This is a genomic window from Streptomyces sparsogenes (assembly GCF_001704635.1).
Lineage (GTDB): Bacteria > Actinomycetota > Actinomycetes > Streptomycetales > Streptomycetaceae > Streptomyces > Streptomyces sparsogenes.
This window is the reverse complement of record NZ_MAXF01000191.1, coordinates 65,502-83,979: the sequence shown is the minus strand read 5'-3', so window position 1 is coordinate 83,979 and position 18,478 is coordinate 65,502. Positions and strand designations below refer to the sequence as shown.

The window sequence follows — 18,478 nt, the reverse complement described above, 5'->3', positions numbered from 1 at the left end:
AGCGCGCGATGAGCACCCCCACGCCCGAAGTGGCGTCGCCCGACCGGTACGCGCCCGAGTTCGACGTGCGCGTCGAGGGCCTGGAGATGGACCCGTCCACCAAGAACGACATCATCGACATCAAGGTGAACCGGGACCTCGACGAGATGTCCGGCTTCGACCTGACCCTGAACAACTGGGACGACGTGGGCCTGCGGTTCAAGCACAGCGATTCGCCGCGCTTCAGGCTCGGCGGCCGGGTGTCGGTCCGGCTGGGCTACGCCGACAGGCTGCTCACCGTGGCCACCGGGACCATCTCCACGCTCAGCCCGAAGTTCACCGACGGGGCGTCGCCCACCGTCCAGATCAGCGGTGTGGACGGGCTGCTGCGGCTCAAGGACCGCAAGCCCACCGAGAACGAGACCAAGATCTACCGCCATCTGCCCGACTGGCGCATCGCCGAGCAGATCGCCCAGCGCAACCACCTGCGCATCGAGGTCACCAGGGAGGGCCCCACGCACGACCTGGTGGTGCAGAAGAACCAGGACGACGCCACGTTCCTGCTGGAGCGGGCCAAGCGGCTCGACTTCGACTGCTACATCCTGCCGGACCCGAAGGACGGCGAGGACACGCTGTACTTCGTCCGGCCGACCGACGGCCGCGACGGCCGCCCGATCCGGGTGTACCGGCTGGCGTACGCACCCGGACTGAGCACCGGCCCCACCGACCAGCCCCGGGGACTGATCCCCACCCTGATCGAGTTCACCCCGACGCTGACGGTGTCCCAGCAGGTCAGCAAGGTCACCGTGCGGGGCTGGGACCCCCGTACCAAGCAGGCGATCGCGTTCACCGCGACCGCCGAGAACCTGCCGGCGGGGCAGAACACGGCCGACGGGCAGAGCGGACCGCAGGTCGCCGAGTCCACCCTCCAGGGCCGTCAGGAGGTCGTGGTCGACGCCCCGGTCGGCAGCGATCAGGAGGCCCGGGAACTGGCGATCAGCCTGCTGCGCGAGCGGGCCTACGAGTTCATCACCGCTACGGGCAAGGTGGCGGGCCTGCCCGAGCTGCGACCCGGCGACAACCTGGAGATCTACGGCCTCGGCCGCCGCTTCTCGGGCACGTACTTCGTCAAACGGGTCGAGCACACCCTCAACACCAGTGGTTTCTTCACCCAGTTCACCGCACGGCGGATCCATCAGGGGGACCAGTGACCATGAGGGGCACGCCACGCGCCCGCTCCGCCGACAAGCGCTACTACGGCGTCGTCGAAGCGCTCGTCGTGGAGAACGAGGGCAATGACGAAGGCCAGGTCAAGCTGAGGTTCCCGTGGTTCGACGACACCACCGTCACCGACTGGGTCCGGGTCAGCCAGCCGTACGCGGGAGGCGGCTACGGCTCGGTGTTCGTCCCCGAGAAGGGCGACGAGGTGCTCGTCGCCTTCGTCCACGGGGACATGCGGTACCCGATCGTCCTGGGCGGCCTCTACAACGGCGAGGACAAGCCGCCGACCGCCCGCACCGAAGGCCGCGACCAGAAGACCATCCGGACCCGGCACGGCCATGAAGTGGTCCTCGACGACACCCCGTCCAAGGCCGCCGTACGGATCACCTCCGCCGCCGGACACGTGGTGGAGCTGGACGACGAGGGCAAGGCGATCCGGATCACCGCGGCCGAGGGCGGCGGCGTCACCGTGACCGCGCAGGGCGAGATCACCCTCAAGGCGCCGAAGGTGACGGTCGACTCGCCCGCCATCGACCTCGGCGGCGGCGCCACCGAACCGCTCGTGCTCGGCAACGCGCTGCTCCAGGCGTTCAACGCGCACACCCACCCCTCCGCCGCCGGGCCGACCGGCCCGCCGGCCCCGCCGCTCACCCCGGCCGTGCTGGCCAAGAAGGCGAGGACGGCATGAGCGAGGAGTTCCTCGGGACCGGCTGGCGGTTCCCGATCCTGCCCGACGCGTCCGGACGGCTCGGCTACGCGGTCGGCGAGGAGAGCATCGAGCACTGCCTGCGGGCGCTGCTGCTCACCGGTGTCGGGGAGCGGGTCATGCGGCCGGAACTGGGCACCCGCGCCCAGGAACTGGTGTTCGCGCCCGGCAGTGTGCAGAACCTGCGCGACCTGGAGCACTCCATCGCCGTGGCCGTCCGCGACCACGAGCCGCGGGTGGAACTGGAGGAGGTCCGCGCGGAGGCCGCCCCGGCCGACGAGTCGCGGATCACCGTCTCGGTCGTCTACCGCGTCCGGCGCAGCAACACCAAGGCCAACCTGGTGTTCCCGTTCTACACCGGGCTCACCGGGCTCACCGGCCTCCCCGGGGGCACCTCATGACCCTGCCCGCGCCCAAGCTGGACGACCTCACCTGGGCCGACATGATGGCGGCCATCCGCCGGCGGATCCCCGCCGAGTCGGACGGCACCTGGACGCTGCACGCCCCCGTCGACCCTGGCGTCACGCTCCTGGAACTCCTCGCCCACCTCCTCGAACAGCGGCTGTACTGGCTGGACCAGGTGCCGGACGCGCTCGTGGTCGCCGTCCTGCGGCTGCTCGGCCTGGAGCCGCCGCGCCCCGCCCGCCCCGCCGCCACCGTGCTGGGCGTGGCCGCCCGGGAGGCGGGCACCGCCGTCCCGGTCGTGCCCGCCGGGACGGCGCTGACCCGGGACCCCACGGGAGAGACCGTCTTCACCCTCGACGACGAGGTGGCCGTCCTCCCGCTCGCCGAGGGCGGTGAGGTCGGCGTGTGGACCGACCGCGACCGCACGGCGGACCTGCGGGCCCGCCGCGGCGTGCCGCTGCTGGCGGGCCGCGGCGCCCCCGCCGAGGTCCGGTTCACCCTGCCGCTCGCCGGGGAGCACCCCGCGCCCGGCCCGATCGGCCTGCTCGTCGAACTGGACGCGCCCGCCGCGTCCGTGCCGTCGTGGCTGCCCGGAGCGGTCGCCGACGTGCCGCCCCCCGCCGAGCTGACCTGGTCCTGGTTCCGGCCGGGCACGGACGTCTCCGGCCGGGCCGGGACATTCGAGAAAGTGGAGGACGGCACGGCCGGGCTCAGACGGTCCGGTGTCGTCCGGCTGTACCCCCCGGACGGCTGGACCACACGGGACAGCGGGCTCCTGGTGTCCACCCCGGCCGCCACCTACCCGGCCCCGCCCCGCCTCCTCCAGCTCGCCGTCAACGTCTCCGCCGCGCACCACCGCCGGCGCCGCACCGCGCGCGGCGCCGACCTCCGGGACCAGCTCGACGCGTGGCTGAGGCTGCCCGGCCAGCACCTCGTCCTGCCGGACGCCGCCGATCGCCTGCTGGAGGCGACCGTGCGTCTGGCGGATCAGGAGTGGCGGCAGGTCCCGGACTTCACCTTCGGCGGCCCGGCCGACCGGATCTTCGTGCTCGACCGGACCGAGGGCGCGGTGGTGTTCGGCGACGGACTCACCGGACGCGTCCCCCACCCGGACCCGGACCTGAGCGTCGAGTACACGACCGGCGGCGGCCGGGACGGCAACGGCGGCATGACCGGCAACTGGTCCGCGGCCACGGACGTCCCGGCCGCGTCGGGCGCGATCTCGGCCGCCAACCTGGTACGGGCCGAAGGCGGCGCGGACCCGGAGACCATCACCGAGGCCCGTCGGCGCGCGGCCGCGTCCCTGGGGGAGGTGACCCGCGCCGTCACCGCCGACGACTTCGCCACCCTGGCCCGTACGACCCCGGGCGTCGCCGTCGCCCGCGCCCACCCGTCCCTCGGCGAGCACCCCGGCTTCCGCTGCGCCACCGTGCCCGGCGCGGTGACCGTCCACATCGTCCCGGCGGCGCCCCGGGACGACCTCGACCGCGAGGACTTCGCGGCCGCGCCGCTGCCCGACCCGGGCATGCTGTGCGCGGTCGCCGCCCGCCTGGAACAGGCCCGGCTGCTCACCTCCGAGGTGTTCGTCCGCCCGCCGCGCTACCGCGAGGTGGCGCTGGGCGTCGCCCTGTCGGGCGACCCGGCCGACCGCGCCCGCGTGTCCGCCCAGGTCACCGCGGCACTGCGGCGCTTCCTCGACCCGCTCGTGGGCGGTGAGGACCAGGACGGGTGGCCGTTCGGACAGCCGCTGCGGCCCTCGGCCCTGCTGCGGGCCGCCCAGCGGGCGCTGGGGGACCTCGCGGACGTGGCCGCGGTGGCGATCGGCCTGGACGGGGCGGAGGCGGACGAGGAGTGCGACGAGGTGCCGCTGGGCGCGGGGGCGCTTCCCGTCCTGCGGACGGTCCGCACCCGGATCGTGCCCGCCGTCGAACCGGGGGAGGGGCTGGCATGACCGGCGGCGTGTGGTGGGAGAAGGACGCGGGGGAACGGGAGCGGGCGGACGGACGGACCGTGCCCGGCCCCGGACCGACCGGTGTCCAGCCCGAACTGGTCGACGCGACCCGGGAGGCGGTCCGGGCCGGCGTACGGGGCCGCATCGCGGGCCACACCCCGGACTGGACCGACCCCGACCGCCAGGACGCCGGCGTCGCGCTGGTCCGCCTCTTCGGCATCCAGGCCGAACCCGTGCTCGGCCGCGTCAACCGGCTGCCGGAGAAGGTGCTGGCCGAGCACCTGGCGATCGCGGGCGTGCGGCGGCGCCCGGCCGGCGCGGCCGCGGCGCTCCTGGAGTTCACCGTGAACCCGCCGGACGGCTCCTCCGTGCTCGTCCCGGCCGGGTTCCAGAGCGCGGCCTCCACGCCGGCGGGGCAGGTCGTCTACGAGACCGACCAGGACCTGTACGCCACCCCGGCCACCCTCGGCGACCTCGCCGTCCAGGAGGCCGGAACGCTGGAGCCGCTGCCGCTGGGCCCGTCCGGGCCCAGCCGTCCCTTCGCGCCCTTCGGCCGGGACCCCGAGCCCGGCAACGGGCTGTGGATCGGGCTCGCCGGGCCGGCCGCCCCCTACCCGCGGCTGTCGCTCGGCTTCGTGGTCGTCGCCGCTCCCCCCGCGCCCGCGGCCTCCGGCGGGACGGCGCCGCCGCCGCTGCCGCCCGGGCCGCTGCTGCGCTGGGACGTGCTGGACGGCACCCGGCTCGTCCCCGCCGAGCTGCTGCGGGACTCCACGGCCGGGCTCAGCGCCGGCGGGACCGTCGAGCTGAGGGTCCCGCGCTCCTGGGAGCCGGGCAGCCCGTCCGCCACCCGCCCCCGGCTGCGCTGGCTGCGGGTGCGGATCGCACACGGCGCCTTCGCCGGACCGGCGCCGGTGCTGTCCGGACTGCGGCTGAACGTGGTCGCCGCCACCGCCGCGCGCACCATCCGCGACGAGCCGCTCCAGCCCGTCCAGGACCCCGCGGCGAGCGGGCGGCGCCGCATGAAGCTCAGCCAGGTGCCCATCCTCGCCGGCTCGGTGGTCATCGAGGTCGACGACGACGCGGGCGGCGACGTGTTCGGCACCACGGCCGGCACCACGTCCCGGTGGCGCGAGGTGGAGAGCCTGGCCGGGTACGGCGCCGACGACCGGGTGTTCACCGTGGACCACGACAGCGGTGAGGTGACCTTCGGGGACGGCGTCAACGGCGCGGCCGTCCCCCCGGGCTTCCGCAACGTCCGGGCCGTGCGCTACCGCGTGGGCGGCGGCAGCGCCGGCGCCGTACGGGCGGGCGCGGTGGGCGGGGTGGTGACCGCGCTGCCGTTCGTCACCGGTGTCAACAACCCCTTCCCGGCCTCCGGCGGAACCGACGCCGAGCCCGACGCCGGCGCCATGCGCCGCGGTGCCGGCGAACTGCGGGCGCGCGGCCGGGCCGTGGCCCCGGCCGACTACGGCCTGCTCGCCACCCGGGCGCCCGGCGCGTCGGTGGCCCGCGCCCGGGGCGTGGCCGGCCTGCACCCCGACTTCCCCGGGGTGCCGATCCCCGGCGTCGTCGGAGTGCTCGTGGTGCCGTCGGCGCCGCCCGTACCGCCGGGCGGCGACCTCGGCGAACCGCCGGTCCCCACCGCCGCGACCCTGCGGGCCGTCGCCGACTTCCTGTCCCGCCGGGCAGCGCCCGCCGGGGTCACGGTGGTCGCCGCCCCCGCGCCGTACCGCCGCGTCGGAGTGGAGTCCTGGGTCACCCTCGACCCGGACCTCGACCGGGCGGCGGTCCTGGCCCGGGCCGGCGACGCGGTGCGCGGCTACCTGGATCCGCTGCGCGGCGGCGAGGACGGCGCGGGCTGGCCGTTCGGTGGCGCGCTGCGCCACACGGCGCTGGTGCGACGGCTCCTGGCCGTCGACGGGGTGCTGGCCGTGACCCGGCTCTCGCTCACCGTCGACGGAGTGCGCCACCCGCCCTGCACCGACCACGCCCTCCCGCCCCACACCCTGGTCTGGCCGGAGCGCCCGCTGCTGATCCCGGTAGGTGAGCAACCATGACCTGCGCACCGCACCCCGCGACCTTCCGCCTCCTCGACGCCTACGTCGGCTGGGACCGGCAGGAGGCGCACGGCCTCGTCGGCTTCGACGACCCGGCCGGCCTCCGGCTCGCCTACCGCGGCACGGCCCCGGAAGGCCCCACCAGGGACCAACTCCTGCCCTGGTTCCCCGACCCGCGGCTGGCCCCCGGGTGCGGGCCGTGCGCCTGGTACCTGCTCGTCCCGGACCAGCGGCGGCTGCTGCGCCGCGACGTGTGCGGTGACGCCTTCACACCCCTCCGGCCGCCCGGCTGCGACCCCGCCCCGCCGCGCGAGACCGTCTCGGTGGCCGCGCGCGGCCACCGGCTGGCCGTGGTCGAGTCCGACCGGGTGCTGGTGTGGCGCCGCGAGGGCGAGCAACTCGCCGGGGTGATCCGGGTCGAGCGGCCGCGGTGGGCCGCGCCGGGCCCGGACGACGAGGTCCTGGTGGCCTGCCAGGGCAGCACGCTCCTGCGGCGGTTCGACTCGACGGGCGGCTTCCGCGGCGTGTTGCGCACCGGCGCGCGCGGCGAGGTCATCGGCCTGCGCACCGGACCGGGGCGGACCGTGTGGCTGCTCACCGACGACGGCGGACGGCTCAGGATCCACCGGGGCGGTCGCCGCCGCCCCTTTCGCACCGCCACCGTGGACGAACTCGCCGCGGCCCTGCCCCCGTCCGCGCTCACCTCGGCGGACGAGGACGGGTTCTGCCTGCGCGAGAAGGGCCCGGACGGCCCCCGGACCACCTGCTTCACCTGGCGGGGACTGCCCCGGGACGTCGCGCCGCCGGCCGCCGACGCGTATGTGACCAGCGGGTCGTACGTCACCACCCTCATCGACAGCGGCCTCTCGCGGTGCCGCTGGCACCGCGTACGCGTGGACGCCGACGTGCCCGCCGGGACGGCGGTCGCGGTCGGGATCGTGGTGAGCGAGGACGACCGGTACGACGAGAGCGACTGGCAGGCATCGGCCCCGGGCGTCACGGACTTCCTCGTCGACCAGCCGCCCGGCCGCTTCCTGCGGCTGCGGCTGCGGTTGTCGGGCGACGGCGGCGCGACCCCCGTCGTCCGCCGGATCCGGCTGGACTTCCCCAGGGTCACCAGCGCCGACCTGCTGCCGCCCGCCTTCCGGCAGGACCCCGCGGCCGACGACTTCACCGAACGCTTCCTGTCGCTGTTCGACGCCACCCTCGCCGAGGTCGACCGGGTGATCGAGCGGTACCCGGCGCTGCTGGACCCGGCGGGCGTCCCGGACCGGCTGCTGCCGTGGCTGGCCGGGCTGCTCGGCCTGTCGTTCGAGGCGGGCTGGGACCCCGCCACCCGGCGCGCGCTGCTGGCCGCGGCCCCGGAGCTGTACCGGCGCCGGGGCACGCCGGGGGCGCTGCGGGAGGCGGTGCGCATCGTGTTCGGAGTGGCGCCGGTCATCGACGAGTCGGCGACGGACCGCCGCTGGGCGCAGCTGCGCGAGGCCGTGGGCGGCACCCCGGCGGGGTCGGGCCAGGCTCGAGGGCTGGGATCCGTCCGGCTGTTCGGCCGGTCGGCGAGCCGGTTCCGGCTCGGCGGCTCGGCGCTCGGCTCGGCGCCGCTGCGCGCGTTCGGCACGCCGGACAGCGATCCGTACACCGCGCACGCGCACCGGTTCCGGGTGCTCCTGCCCGCCGGCTCGGCGGACGGGGCGGCGCTGCGGCGGCTGGTGGAGCGGCAGGCGCCCGCGCACACGGTGGGGTCGGTGCGCACCGGGGGTGCGGGGTTCGTGGTGGGCGCGCGGTCTACGGTCGGCGTGGACACGGCGTTCGTCCCGCTGCCCGCGCCCGTGCTGGGGGGCGAGCGCCCGGTGCGGCTGAACCGCGACGGGGTGCTGAGGCCGGGGCCGAGGGGGCCGCGCCGAGGAGTGGGCGTCGGAGTCGTCTCCGCCGTCGGTGTGCACACACAGGTGTCGTGAGAGGACGTGGCGATGACGGAGACAGAGACATCGAGGTCATGCACGGAGGAGTTCGACGCGCCACCGCTGCGCCGGCTGCGGTACTTCCACGGCCAGATGCTGGGCGCGCGGGACTTCCAGCGTGAACAGGCCTACCACCGCGAGAAGCTGAAGCTGCGCATGCGCTGTCTGCTCGGCTACGGCGTGGTGTGCGGCCTGTACGTGGAACCGACACCGGGCGACGAGGACGAGTGCCCGTCGGCCACCGGCGAGGAAACGCCACCCGCCGAGCGCAGCGAGAGCGATGCCGAACAGCGGCGCACCCGGCGCAGGGCCAAGGTGACGATCAGCCCCGGCCTGGCCGTGGACTGCGAGGGCAACGAGGTTGTGGTGCGCGGCGGCTGCGCGATCGACCTGTGGAAGGCGCTGCCACCGCACGAACGGGACACCGACACCGTCTGGGTCGGCATCGAGTACGCCGAACGGCCCGTCGAGCCCGCCCGCGCCGTCTACAACGACGCCTGCGCGGACACTTCCGACTGCGAGTTCGGCTGGACGGAGGAGTGCTACACGGTACGGGTCACCGGGTGCGAGCCGCCGGCGGACGAGCGCTGCGAGACCTGCTGCTCGGCATGTGAGCACAAGGTGCTGTGGCTGGCCAGGATCGACTGCGTGGACTGGTACGAGCCGGTGCGCCGCCACCAGATCCACATGAACGTACGCCGCCCCTTCGGCCGCCACGTGCCCACCGTGATCACCGGCATCAACTGGATCCACGGACACACCTACACCATCGACGAGGCCAAGGCCCTCCTCGGCACCCAGGACGAGGACGGCGGGCTCGTGGTGCGGTTCTCCTCCGGCGTACGGACCGACACGCTGCGGCCCGGTGTGGTGGAACTCCAAGTGATCGAGGGCGGCAGCGGACGCAACGCCTCCACCTGGTACATGGGCGGCAGGTTCGCCGAACCCGACATCGGACCGGATCCCGAAACAGACGGCGAATGCGACGAGTTCACCGAGCAGTTCCGCTACCGCCAGACCACCCGCGAGACGCTGCAGGACGGCGACCGCCTGCTGATCACCGTCCGCGCCGCGTTCCTCCTCGACCGCTGCTGCCGCCCGGTCGACGGCACCCATGTCGGCGGACGCGTACCGACCATCGACGACCACAACACCCGGTCCGACGCCGCGCACGGCGGCTGCGACCTCCCACCCTCGGGCATCGGCCCCTGGACGTCCGGCACCGGTGCGGGCGGGGACGTCTTCGAGAGCTGGTTCTTTGTGAAGGAGCGCTGATCATGCGAACAGACTGCGGATGCGGCTGCGGTGGCGACGCCACCCGGACCTCCGCCTTCGTACGTCCTCGCTTCTTCGCAGGGCAACTGCTGACCGAGGACGACCTCAGCCTGCTGGTCGAGTACACGACGGCGAAGCGCAGACTCCACAACCGCTCCCTGTACGGGCCGGGCGTCATCTGCGGCCTCGGCGTCACCTGCGAGCCGTGCGGCGGCGGAACCGTGGCCGTCCACCCCGGGCACGCCCTCGACTGCGCCGGGAACGACATCGTCGTCGCCTGCACCGAACGCGTCGACGTCACCGCCCTGGTGCAGGAGCGGCGCGTGCAAGCCCTCGGCGTGGACTGCGGGGAGAACTGCGACGACGAGGGCGGCCGCCGCTACGGGCTCTACGTGCAGTACCAGGAGCTTCCCGTCGAACCGGTGGCGCCGTACGCCACGGAGGAGCCCTGCCCCTCACCGGGATGCGTGCCCTCCAGGGTCCAGGAGGGGTACCGCTTCGTCGTCAAGTGCGACGACTTCGAGGACCACCGCCACAACCCCGGCACCCGGCTCCTCGCGAGCCTCGGCGACCTCCCACGGGCCGACCGGGCCCGCACCCGCGACCGGCGGCTGGGGATGTACACCGACGCCCTCCTCGCCGCCTCGCTCGGCACCGGCCGGACCTTCCGCTTCGACGCCGCCGACGCGCGGCGGTACGCCACCGCCCTCGCGTGGCTGCGCGAGAACGCGGGCGGCGAGGGGGCGCCGCCCCCGCCGACGGCCCATGAGATGACCGAACACGTGCGCGCGCTGGCCGCCGCCGTCGCCCGGTTCGACACCTACGACCCGGCCGGGCAGGAGCAGCTCGGGAGGGACTACCCGGACCTCGCCACCGTGCGGGAGGCCCGCGCCGTCCTGGGCACGGCCTGCGAACGCCTCAGGGGCGCCGACACGGAGGCGGCGTGGCCGGACCCGCTGCGCCGCACGATCGCCCGCGCCGTCGTCACCGAGACCGCGGCCCGCGTCGTACCGGCGCAGGGCGACCCGGACGCGCCGCTGGAAGTGCGGATGCTCGCCCAGGGCACGCCGCTCGGACACGCGTTGCGGGTGGAGTTCCGCGCGGACATCGCCCTGATCCGGGAGTGGCTCCTGGGCCGTCTCGACCAGGCCGCCGACCTCGCCGACTGCGCGCTGCGCGCGGACGTCGCCACCGTCGACGTACCGCCGCTGCTGCCGCCCCCGCCGCCGGACAGCACCGAGAAGGCGACCGTCGCCGAGGCGCAGCAGATCGCGGAGGCGGCCGCGGCGCTGGGCACCGCGCTGCGCCGGTTCCTGACCGACGCCGCGTGCGCCACCCTGAACCCGCCGTGCGGCGACAGCGCCGACACCGACGTCCTGCTCGCGCACGTGGAGCTGGACGGCTGCGATGTGGTGCGGGTCTGCTCCGCCACCCGGGAACAGGTGCTGCCGGGCGGATCGGCGTACGGCGAGTGGCTGCCCAAGCTCTACCGGCTGCGGGAACTCGCCGAGCGCGTGTGCTGCGGCCCCCTCCCGTCGTGCCGTAAGCCTGCGCTCCCGTCGGAGGGCCCGGTGGCGCGCCCGTACGCCGAGGGACTGCTCGGTGACTGGCCGCGCAGCGGCGACCTGGAGGAGATGCTGTCCCTGCTGCTGACTCCCGCGCCCGGCGAGACGCCGCCCAAGGCACTGCACGAACAGGTCTACACGACCCCCAGCGAAGTCACCGACAGCATGCGGGAACTGGCCGGGCTCAGGACGCAGGTCGCGGACCTCACCGCCGCCCTGGAGGGGCTGCGCGCCCAGATGAGCAGCGCGGAGACGCAGGTGACCCACCTGGCGGAGCGGCTGCCGGAACGGCTCGGGCCGCGCCTCGCGCAGCTCGAAGGAACCCCGGACCAGGCAACCGGCGAGGCCCCGGAACAGGGCTCGGGCTCGGACCAGGGCTCGGGCTCCAACCAGGGCTCGGATCAGGGCCCGGATCAGGCCGACGGGCCCGCCAAGCCGCCGGCCAAGCGCGCCCGGGCGCCCCGTACCCGGAAGTCCGGTGAGACGCCATGACGGGACCCCTGCGCCCCGCCTTCCACGAAGGCCAGGTGCTGGCCGCCGCGGACCTGACGGCCACGGTGGAGTACGCGCGCGGCCGGGCCGCCCGGTACGCGCGGCACCTGCACGAGTGGGGCATCGTCGAAGGGCTCGGCCTCACCACCGAGCCCCGCACCGACCCGCTGACGGGCGTCCGCCATGTCGAGGTGAGCGTCGCCGCGGGGATGGCCGTGGACGGGACGGGCCGTGAAGTGGTCCTCACCGAGCCGGTCGTGCTGCGCGAGAGCGACTTCGAAGAGGTCAACGGCGCCGACCAGCCCACCGACGAGCCGTACCCGGTCTTCCTCACCGCCGCCGACCGGGAACCGGCCCGGGCCCCCGGACCCGTCTCCTGCTCCGGGAGCGCCGCCTCGACCCGCGTGGAGGAGTCGTACCAGATCCTCTTCGGGCGCCGGGGCGACGAGCGGCTGGCCGAGGAGCAGCGGCCGCCCGCCATCGGCGAGCCGCCGGCCGATCCGCCCGCCCGCTGGCTCGTGCTGCTGGGCTACGTCCGATGGGCGGACGGCCACTTCAGCGGCGTCCAGACCGGCGCGCGGGGCGTCGCGGTGCGCTTCGCGGGCGTGCGCGCGGACACCGTCGCGGCCCGGTCCGGCACGCTAACCCTGCGGACCGACCCGGCGGCCCAGGAGGGCAGGCCCGCGCTCGTGCTGTCCGGCGGTGACCAGCCCAGCCTGGTCTTCGGCCTCTACCAGGGCGGCGGCGCGGTCTCCCCACTGATGACCGTGGCCGCCAACGGCAACCTGGCGATCGAAGGCAGCTTCAGCGGCCGGATGGCGGCCGGCAGCACACTGGTGGCCTCCGGAACCGCCACCGACGGGATGCTGCTGCCGCTGCCCTCCGGCATCCTCCCGGAGCAGGTCGCCGACGGCCGCGTGGTCCTCCATGTCCATCTGACCCCGCGCACCCCGCCCTTGCCCGACGGAACGCTGTGCGGCCCGGTCGAGGCCACCGTGGACGGCGACCGGCGCGTCCGCTGCCGGGTGCGCCTGTACGACCCCCTGGCGACCCCGGCGAAGGTCGTCGAACAGCCCGGGGCGGTCGACTTCCTCGTCCTGGCGACGGTCGCGGCGACGAACGGCGGTGGCTGACGATGGCTCTTTCCGTGGTGTACGCGGCCGACACCGGCCACGTCGTGGGCGCGCTGGCCCTGACCGGCGTAGGCGCCCCGGCCGATGTGGCCGCCCTCGTGGGGCGCGCCCTGCCGCTGCGCGTCTCCCTGGGACAAGGCCGGACCGCGACCCTTCCGCTGAACGCCCGGGACCTCGCCCTGGCGGCCGTGGACGACGAACCGGCCGCCCTCACCGACCCGTTGTCCTTCGGCGTCGAGGTGACGGGGGAGGGCAGACCCAAACCGGCGCTGGTGCGTCTCCCGTCGTGGACCGACGGCATCGCGCTGGCCAAGGACGGGCTCACCGTCACCGTGCAGGTGGCCGTGGCCCGCCCCACCCCCGTCGTCGCCCTGGTCTCCGACGAACAGGACACCCATGTGCTGGCCGGCGAGATCCCCGCCCAGCAGACCCAGGTGAAACTGCCGGTGACCCTCACCGCGGGCAGCGTGCACGGGGTGCTGGTGCTCCCGGCCGGCTGGGCGGGCCACCTGGAGAAGGCGGCGGTGACATGAGCGCGCCCACCGGGCCGGCCGTCGGCGGGACCGGCGACATCACGGTGCGCCGGTGCACCGTGACGGTGGTCCGGCGCGGTGGGTGGAGCTGGGGGCCCGACCCCCGCGGCCTGATCCGCCAGGTGGTCGACGCCCTGCCGGAGCTGCTGGCCGACCACTTCGCCGAGCGGCTGGCGGGAGACGGACCGGACGTGGAGATCACCGAGCCGCTGACCGTCACCGTCCGGCAGGGCCGGCCGGGAGGGCCCGGCCGGCCGCCGGGCGGCGACCCGCCCGTCGAGGTCCACTTCGCGCCGGTGCCGGTGGTGGAGGTCCCGGCCGAGCCGCCCGCCGCCGACGCCGCGTCCCTCCAGGATGCCTTCGCGGAGTCCTTCGCGGCGGAGCCGGAACCCCGGACCGTCCCGGGCGCCGCCGCGCTCTTCGCCGAACTCGCCGAGCGCGGGGAACTGGACGCGCTGCTCGCGCTGTTGCCGGACGAGACGCTGCGGACCTACCTCCTCGCCCTGCTCGGCGCCGACGACCCGGCGGCCGCGCGCCTGCTCGCCGAACTCGTCGGCCGCGCCCTCGCGGCGGGCCCCGCGCCCGCCGAGGCGCTGCCCGAGCGGCTGCGCGCCGCGGCCGCGGGCCTCGACGCGGCGGACCTGCCCCGGGTGCTCGCCAGCTTCCTGGCATCGGCCGACCGCGAGGAGGCGGTACGGCTCGCGCGGCCCCCGGCGGGCCCGCGAGACCGGCCCGACCGGGCTGACCGGACCGACCGGGCCGCCGGGGCCGCCGGGGAGCGGCCCAGGGCGGCGGAGGACACCCGTGGGGCGCGGGCCACGGGGGAGGTACGGGTGCGGTCCGCGCTGCCCTTCCTGCTCGCCGGGCCCCTGGCGCGCATCGGCTACCTCGACGCGATCGGACCCGCCCTGGCGGGTATCGAACTGGCCGAGGAGACACCGCTGTTCGCGGCGGCACTGGCGTACAAGGTGCTGGGCGTGACTGCGCGGGGCTGGCGCCGCGCCGACGGGGACGCCGAAGCCGCGGCCGCCTTCGCCGGGCTCGGGCCACCCGTCGCCGACGAACGGCTGGCCGACTTCGCCCGCCGGGTCCGCCCCGCGCTCCCGGTCCTCGACGGCGTCCTGGCGCTGTCGGTGGGCCGCGGCCACGACCCCGCCGATCCGCTCCTGATCACGGGCACCACCCATGTCGACGGCGGGCTGTTCCTCGTCGACGCCCAGGGCATGTTCCCGGTCGCCTGGGCGGCGGAGGCCGCCGGGCTGCTGCCGCACTGGCAGACGTGCGGACGGCCCCCCGTGCTGCTCTGCGACGGCCCCCTGCCCCCCGGCACTCTGCGCGAACTCGCGGCGGCGGGCGTCCCGTTCCTCACCGGCGTACGGCCGCTGCGCGGCGACCCGGTGGTGCGGCTGCCCTGGCGCACACCGCTGTGGGCCGGCGCGGGCACGGCGCCGGACACGCGCCTCGCCGCGGAGCTGCCCGACCACGCCGAACGGCTCGCGGACCTGGTCACCGCCCTGGTCACCGAGCGCCGGGCGGTGCCGCTCGCGCGGGACGGCGGCCTGGAGCGCACCGTCACCCTGGCCGCGGGGCTCGGCCTGGCCACGATCGCCTGGACGCTCTGGCGCGACCGCGAGACGCCCGATCCGACGGCCGCCCTCGTCCGCTTCGCCGACCTGGAGGCCACGGTGCGGTACGAGCCCGGGGCCGTCCGGGTGCGGGTGCCGAGGGGACGGCGCCACGCGGACCTCCTGGCCGGCGGCCTGCTCGCCGATGTGCCCGACGTGGCCTGGCTGGGCGGCCGGACCCTGACCTTCTCGGCCGGGTGACGGACATGGGCGAACCAGCGGTGGAGCACCTGCGGATCCGTCTCGCCGGCCTGCACCGGGCGCTCGGGGCCGCCGTCGAGCGCCAGGCCCGGCTCGCCGCCCGCCTCACCAGACCCGACCTCACGCCGTACTGCGTGACCGACGAGCAGGTCGAGGTGCTGCTCGGCGAGGTGCACACCTTCACCGACACCATGGCCGAGCCGTACGCCCCCCGCCGGGCGGAGCCGGACGCCGAACGGGACCTGAGACGGCGCGCGTCCGCCCAGGGCACGACCCTGCCGCTGGACGCGCTCGCCACCCGCTTCGGCCTGACCCGTGCGGAGCAGGACGCGCTGCTCCTGGCCGCGGCGGTGGAACTGGACCGGGGGTACGAGCGGATCTACGCGTACATCGTGGACAACCTCAACCGCCGCCTGCCGAGCGTCGAACTGCTGGTGACGGTGGGCTCACTCACCCACGAAGAGGCCGAGGAAGACGCGGGTGGCGCACCAGCCCGCCTCGCCCTGCGCCGCGCCCTCGGCCCGGCCGCACCGCTGCGCCGCTACGGCCTGCTGCGCCCGCACGGGGAGGCCGCCGTCGAACTGGCCCAGGAACTGGTCGTCGGCCCCGGGGTGCTGGACTTCCTGCTGGGCTGGGGCGGCGACGTCGGACTGCTCGGCCACGACCCCGGCGAGGTCGCGCCGCCGGAGCCGCGCGTCCTGTCCCCGTACCTCTCGTCGGACGAACTCACCCGGCTGGGCCGCGCCCTCGGCTCCGGCGACATCGACCTGGCCGGGCTGTGGGGCTGCCCGCCCGACGGCCAGCTCGACGCCGCACAGGCGCTGGCCCGGGCCGCGGGGGCACCGCTGCGTACTCTGACCGACGACCCCGAGGCCGACCTGCGGACGGCCGCCGCGCTGGGCGCGGTGCTGTGGATCCCCGCCGACGACCTGCACGGCGAGTCGCGGCGGCACCACGCCGACGCGGTGTCCGCCGCGCTGCCGCGCTCACGCGTACCGGTGTGCCTGACCGGCCTGAAACCATGGCGCCCGCCCGGCCTGCTCGCCGCGCGCGCCTACGCCGAACTCACCGTGCCCGTCCCCGGCCTCACCGACCGCCGCGCCATGTGGTCGGCCGCCCTCCCGGACCTGAACGGCACCCTCCTGGAAGACCTCGCCGTCCGCTACCGGATGAACGGCGGCGAACTGCGCGCCGTCGCCTCGGTCGCGACCGCCGGGGCACGCCTGGCCGGCAACGGCCACCCGCGGCTGCTCGCCGACCACGTCGAACCCGCCATCGCCACCGTCACCCGCGGCCGCGGCGGCAGCGCCGTCCACTCGATCGTTCCCCGTCGCACCGTCGACGACCTGGTCCTGCCCGACGTCCAGTTCCGCCAGATCCAGGAGATCGCCTCGGCCTTCCGCGCCTGGCCCCGCATCGCCGAGAGCTGGGGCTTCGCCCGCCGCTCGGGTCATGGTGGGGTCAAGGCGCTCTTCACCGGGGAGCCCGGAACCGGCAAGACCATGTCCGCCGAGATCGTCACCGGCATGCTCGGCCTGGAACTGCTCAAGGTGGACCTCGCCCAGGTGGTCTCCAAATGGGTGGGGGAGACGGAGAAGAACATGGAGACCGCGTTCCGGCAGGCCGAGGAGAGCCACGCGGTGCTGCTCTTCGACGAGGCCGACGCGTTGTTCGGCAAGCGCGGCGAGGTCAAACACGGCACCGACCGGTACGCCAACCTCGAGGTCGGCTATCTGCTGCAGCGCCTGGAGGCCAGCGACGGTCTGGTGATCCTCACCAGCAACCTCAAGGACAACATCGACCCGGCCTTCACCCGGCGCTTCCACTTCGTCGTCCACTTCCCCCGCCCGTCCGCCGCCGAGCGCCGCCGCCTGTGGCGCATCGCCTTCCCCGAGGAAGCCCCCCTCGCCCCCGACGTGGACCTGGACGCCCTGGCCCGTCTCGACATGACGGGCGCCGCCATCACCGCGGCGGCCCGCACCGCCGCCCTTGCCGCCGCCGACGCCGGCAGTACCGTTATCGGTATGCGCCATGTGGTGCGCGGCGTAGCCCGCCAGTTCCAGCGCGAGGCGCGCCTGCTCCGCCCGACCGAACTCGGCCCGTACGCCGACCTGCTCGGCGACACGTCCAAGGGGTGACGCCGATGCTGCCCACCGAACCCCCGCTCTCCCTCCACCGGCTGGTGGCTCCCGTCCCACCGGCGCGCACCCAGGACGCGGCCACGGCCGCCCGCCAGGTGCCGACTCCGGCACCGGTGAGCAATGCGTCGGTGGCCCACAACTCTCAGACACCGCAACTGGTGCACTGGGGAACCATGACCGGGGCCGCTCAGGACCAGACGGGCAACGCAGCGGTAGCCAAAGCGGCCATGCACGCGACCCCAATCGTACTGGCGCCTATCAGGACGGCCCATGGGCCATGTGCGTGTCACGGAGGCCGCAGAGTCACACCAGCAGGTGAGACCTGAGCGACTTGAGTGAACCTTTTTCATCCTGTGCTGGAGGATGAAATGAGCTGGTCAGTGGCTGTGGTGACAAGGCAGGGCCCCTCGTCGTTGGCGTGGTGATTCCAGTCATCACACCGGCGATCGGAGGGGCCCTCTTGCTTCCGCACCCTGCCACGCTCGACGTCCCGCATGAGTTCGTCGAACATGTTTCCTGGCTGCTGTACGAACATCGCTTGGCCCGCAACACTCGCTGGCGCAAGCTCGGCTGCTTCCAGCAGGCGCTGCTGACCCTCGTCCACCTACGCAAGAACGAGACGTTCTCCCAGCTCGGAGCGGGTTTCGGGATATTCCAGGCCACTGCCTGGCGCTACGTCGTGGACGAAACTTTGGACGTCCTGGTCTCCTGGGCGCCCGGCCTCCACGAAGCCCTTACCGGCCTCGGTGAGGGCGACCACGTCATCGTTGACGGCACCCTGATCCCCATCGACCGGATCCACGCCGACGAGCCTTACTACTCGCAAAAGCACCGCAAGCATGGCATGAACGTGCAGGTCGTCACTCGTCCTGATGGCACACCGCTGTGGTTCTCCCGCGCGACACCCGGTCGCACTCACGACCTGACCGCAGCCCGCGCCCATGGCATCGTCCAGGCCTGCCTGACCCGGCAGATCCTCGTCCTCGCGGACCGCGCTTACCAGGGCGCCGGCGCCACCTTCCGCACCCCGTACTACCGTCACCGCGAACAGCCGCAGCAATACCAGCAGTTCAACCGCGACCACGCCCGGCTGAGAGCGCCCGGCGAACGCGCCTTCGCCCAGTTGAAATCCTGGCGGCTGCTTCGGCGAGCCAGATGCTCCACCCGCCGCATCGGCACCATCGTTCAGGCTGTCCATACGCTGCTGACCTGCGGCTATTCAGGATGAAGGAG

Annotated in this window: 13 protein-coding genes; all 13 read left to right on the top strand. The window is 74.8% G+C overall.

Annotated elements, in window-relative coordinates; translation table 11 throughout:
* The first annotated feature begins 8 nt into the window (after window positions 1-8).
* Window positions 9-1,190, top strand: a complete 1,182-nt coding sequence (locus BBH68_RS35085) for a phage late control D family protein (protein WP_065967821.1) — start codon at window positions 9-11, stop codon at window positions 1,188-1,190.
* A 2-nt stretch (window positions 1,191-1,192) separates the two neighbouring features.
* Window positions 1,193-1,888, top strand: a complete 696-nt coding sequence (locus BBH68_RS35080; RefSeq protein WP_245738453.1) for a phage baseplate assembly protein V — start codon at window positions 1,193-1,195, stop codon at window positions 1,886-1,888.
* Window positions 1,885-2,307 (top strand): GPW/gp25 family protein, encoded by a 423-nt coding sequence (locus BBH68_RS35075; RefSeq protein ID WP_065967819.1) that lies wholly within the window; start codon window positions 1,885-1,887, stop codon window positions 2,305-2,307. Before BBH68_RS35080 ends, BBH68_RS35075 begins: the two co-directional genes overlap by 4 nt.
* Window positions 2,304-4,262 (top strand): baseplate J/gp47 family protein, encoded by a 1,959-nt coding sequence (locus BBH68_RS35070; protein WP_065967818.1) that lies wholly within the window; start codon window positions 2,304-2,306, stop codon window positions 4,260-4,262. The genes BBH68_RS35075 and BBH68_RS35070 overlap by 4 nt, the downstream gene beginning before the upstream one ends.
* Complete coding sequence (locus BBH68_RS35065) at window positions 4,259-6,319, top strand: putative baseplate assembly protein (protein WP_065967817.1); 2,061 nt, start codon at window positions 4,259-4,261, stop codon at window positions 6,317-6,319. Before BBH68_RS35070 ends, BBH68_RS35065 begins: the two co-directional genes overlap by 4 nt.
* Window positions 6,316-8,277 carry a phage tail protein I gene (locus BBH68_RS35060; protein WP_065967816.1) on the top strand — a complete coding sequence of 654 codons (1,962 nt, stop codon included), beginning with the start codon at window positions 6,316-6,318 and terminating at the stop codon, window positions 8,275-8,277. The genes BBH68_RS35065 and BBH68_RS35060 overlap by 4 nt, the downstream gene beginning before the upstream one ends.
* Before the next feature lie 12 nt (window positions 8,278-8,289).
* The gene (locus tag BBH68_RS35055; RefSeq protein ID WP_065967815.1) at window positions 8,290-9,555 is read left to right on the top strand and encodes a hypothetical protein; all 1,266 of its coding nucleotides are present in this window, start codon (window positions 8,290-8,292) and stop codon (window positions 9,553-9,555) included.
* Window positions 9,556-9,557: 2 nt separating this feature from the next.
* The gene (locus BBH68_RS35050; protein WP_065967814.1) at window positions 9,558-11,612 is read left to right on the top strand and encodes a hypothetical protein; all 2,055 of its coding nucleotides are present in this window, start codon (window positions 9,558-9,560) and stop codon (window positions 11,610-11,612) included.
* The gene (locus tag BBH68_RS35045) at window positions 11,609-12,745 is read left to right on the top strand and encodes a hypothetical protein (protein WP_065967813.1); all 1,137 of its coding nucleotides are present in this window, start codon (window positions 11,609-11,611) and stop codon (window positions 12,743-12,745) included. The genes BBH68_RS35050 and BBH68_RS35045 overlap by 4 nt, the downstream gene beginning before the upstream one ends.
* A gap of 2 nt (window positions 12,746-12,747) precedes the next feature.
* Window positions 12,748-13,278, top strand: coding sequence for a hypothetical protein (locus BBH68_RS35040; protein WP_079151405.1), 531 nt, complete (start codon window positions 12,748-12,750; stop codon window positions 13,276-13,278).
* A complete protein-coding gene (locus tag BBH68_RS35035) occupies window positions 13,275-15,104 on the top strand; it encodes a hypothetical protein (RefSeq protein WP_065967812.1) in 1,830 nt (609 codons plus the stop codon). Before BBH68_RS35040 ends, BBH68_RS35035 begins: the two co-directional genes overlap by 4 nt.
* 5 nt (window positions 15,105-15,109) lie before the next feature.
* Complete coding sequence (locus BBH68_RS35030; RefSeq protein WP_065967811.1) at window positions 15,110-17,242, top strand: ATP-binding protein; 2,133 nt, start codon at window positions 15,110-15,112, stop codon at window positions 17,240-17,242.
* Window positions 17,243-17,663: 421 nt separating this feature from the next.
* On the top strand, window positions 17,664-18,473 hold the full coding sequence (locus tag BBH68_RS35025) for an IS5/IS1182 family transposase (protein ID WP_065967810.1): 810 nt from the start codon (window positions 17,664-17,666) through the stop codon (window positions 18,471-18,473).
* Window positions 18,474-18,478: the final 5 nt, after the last annotated feature.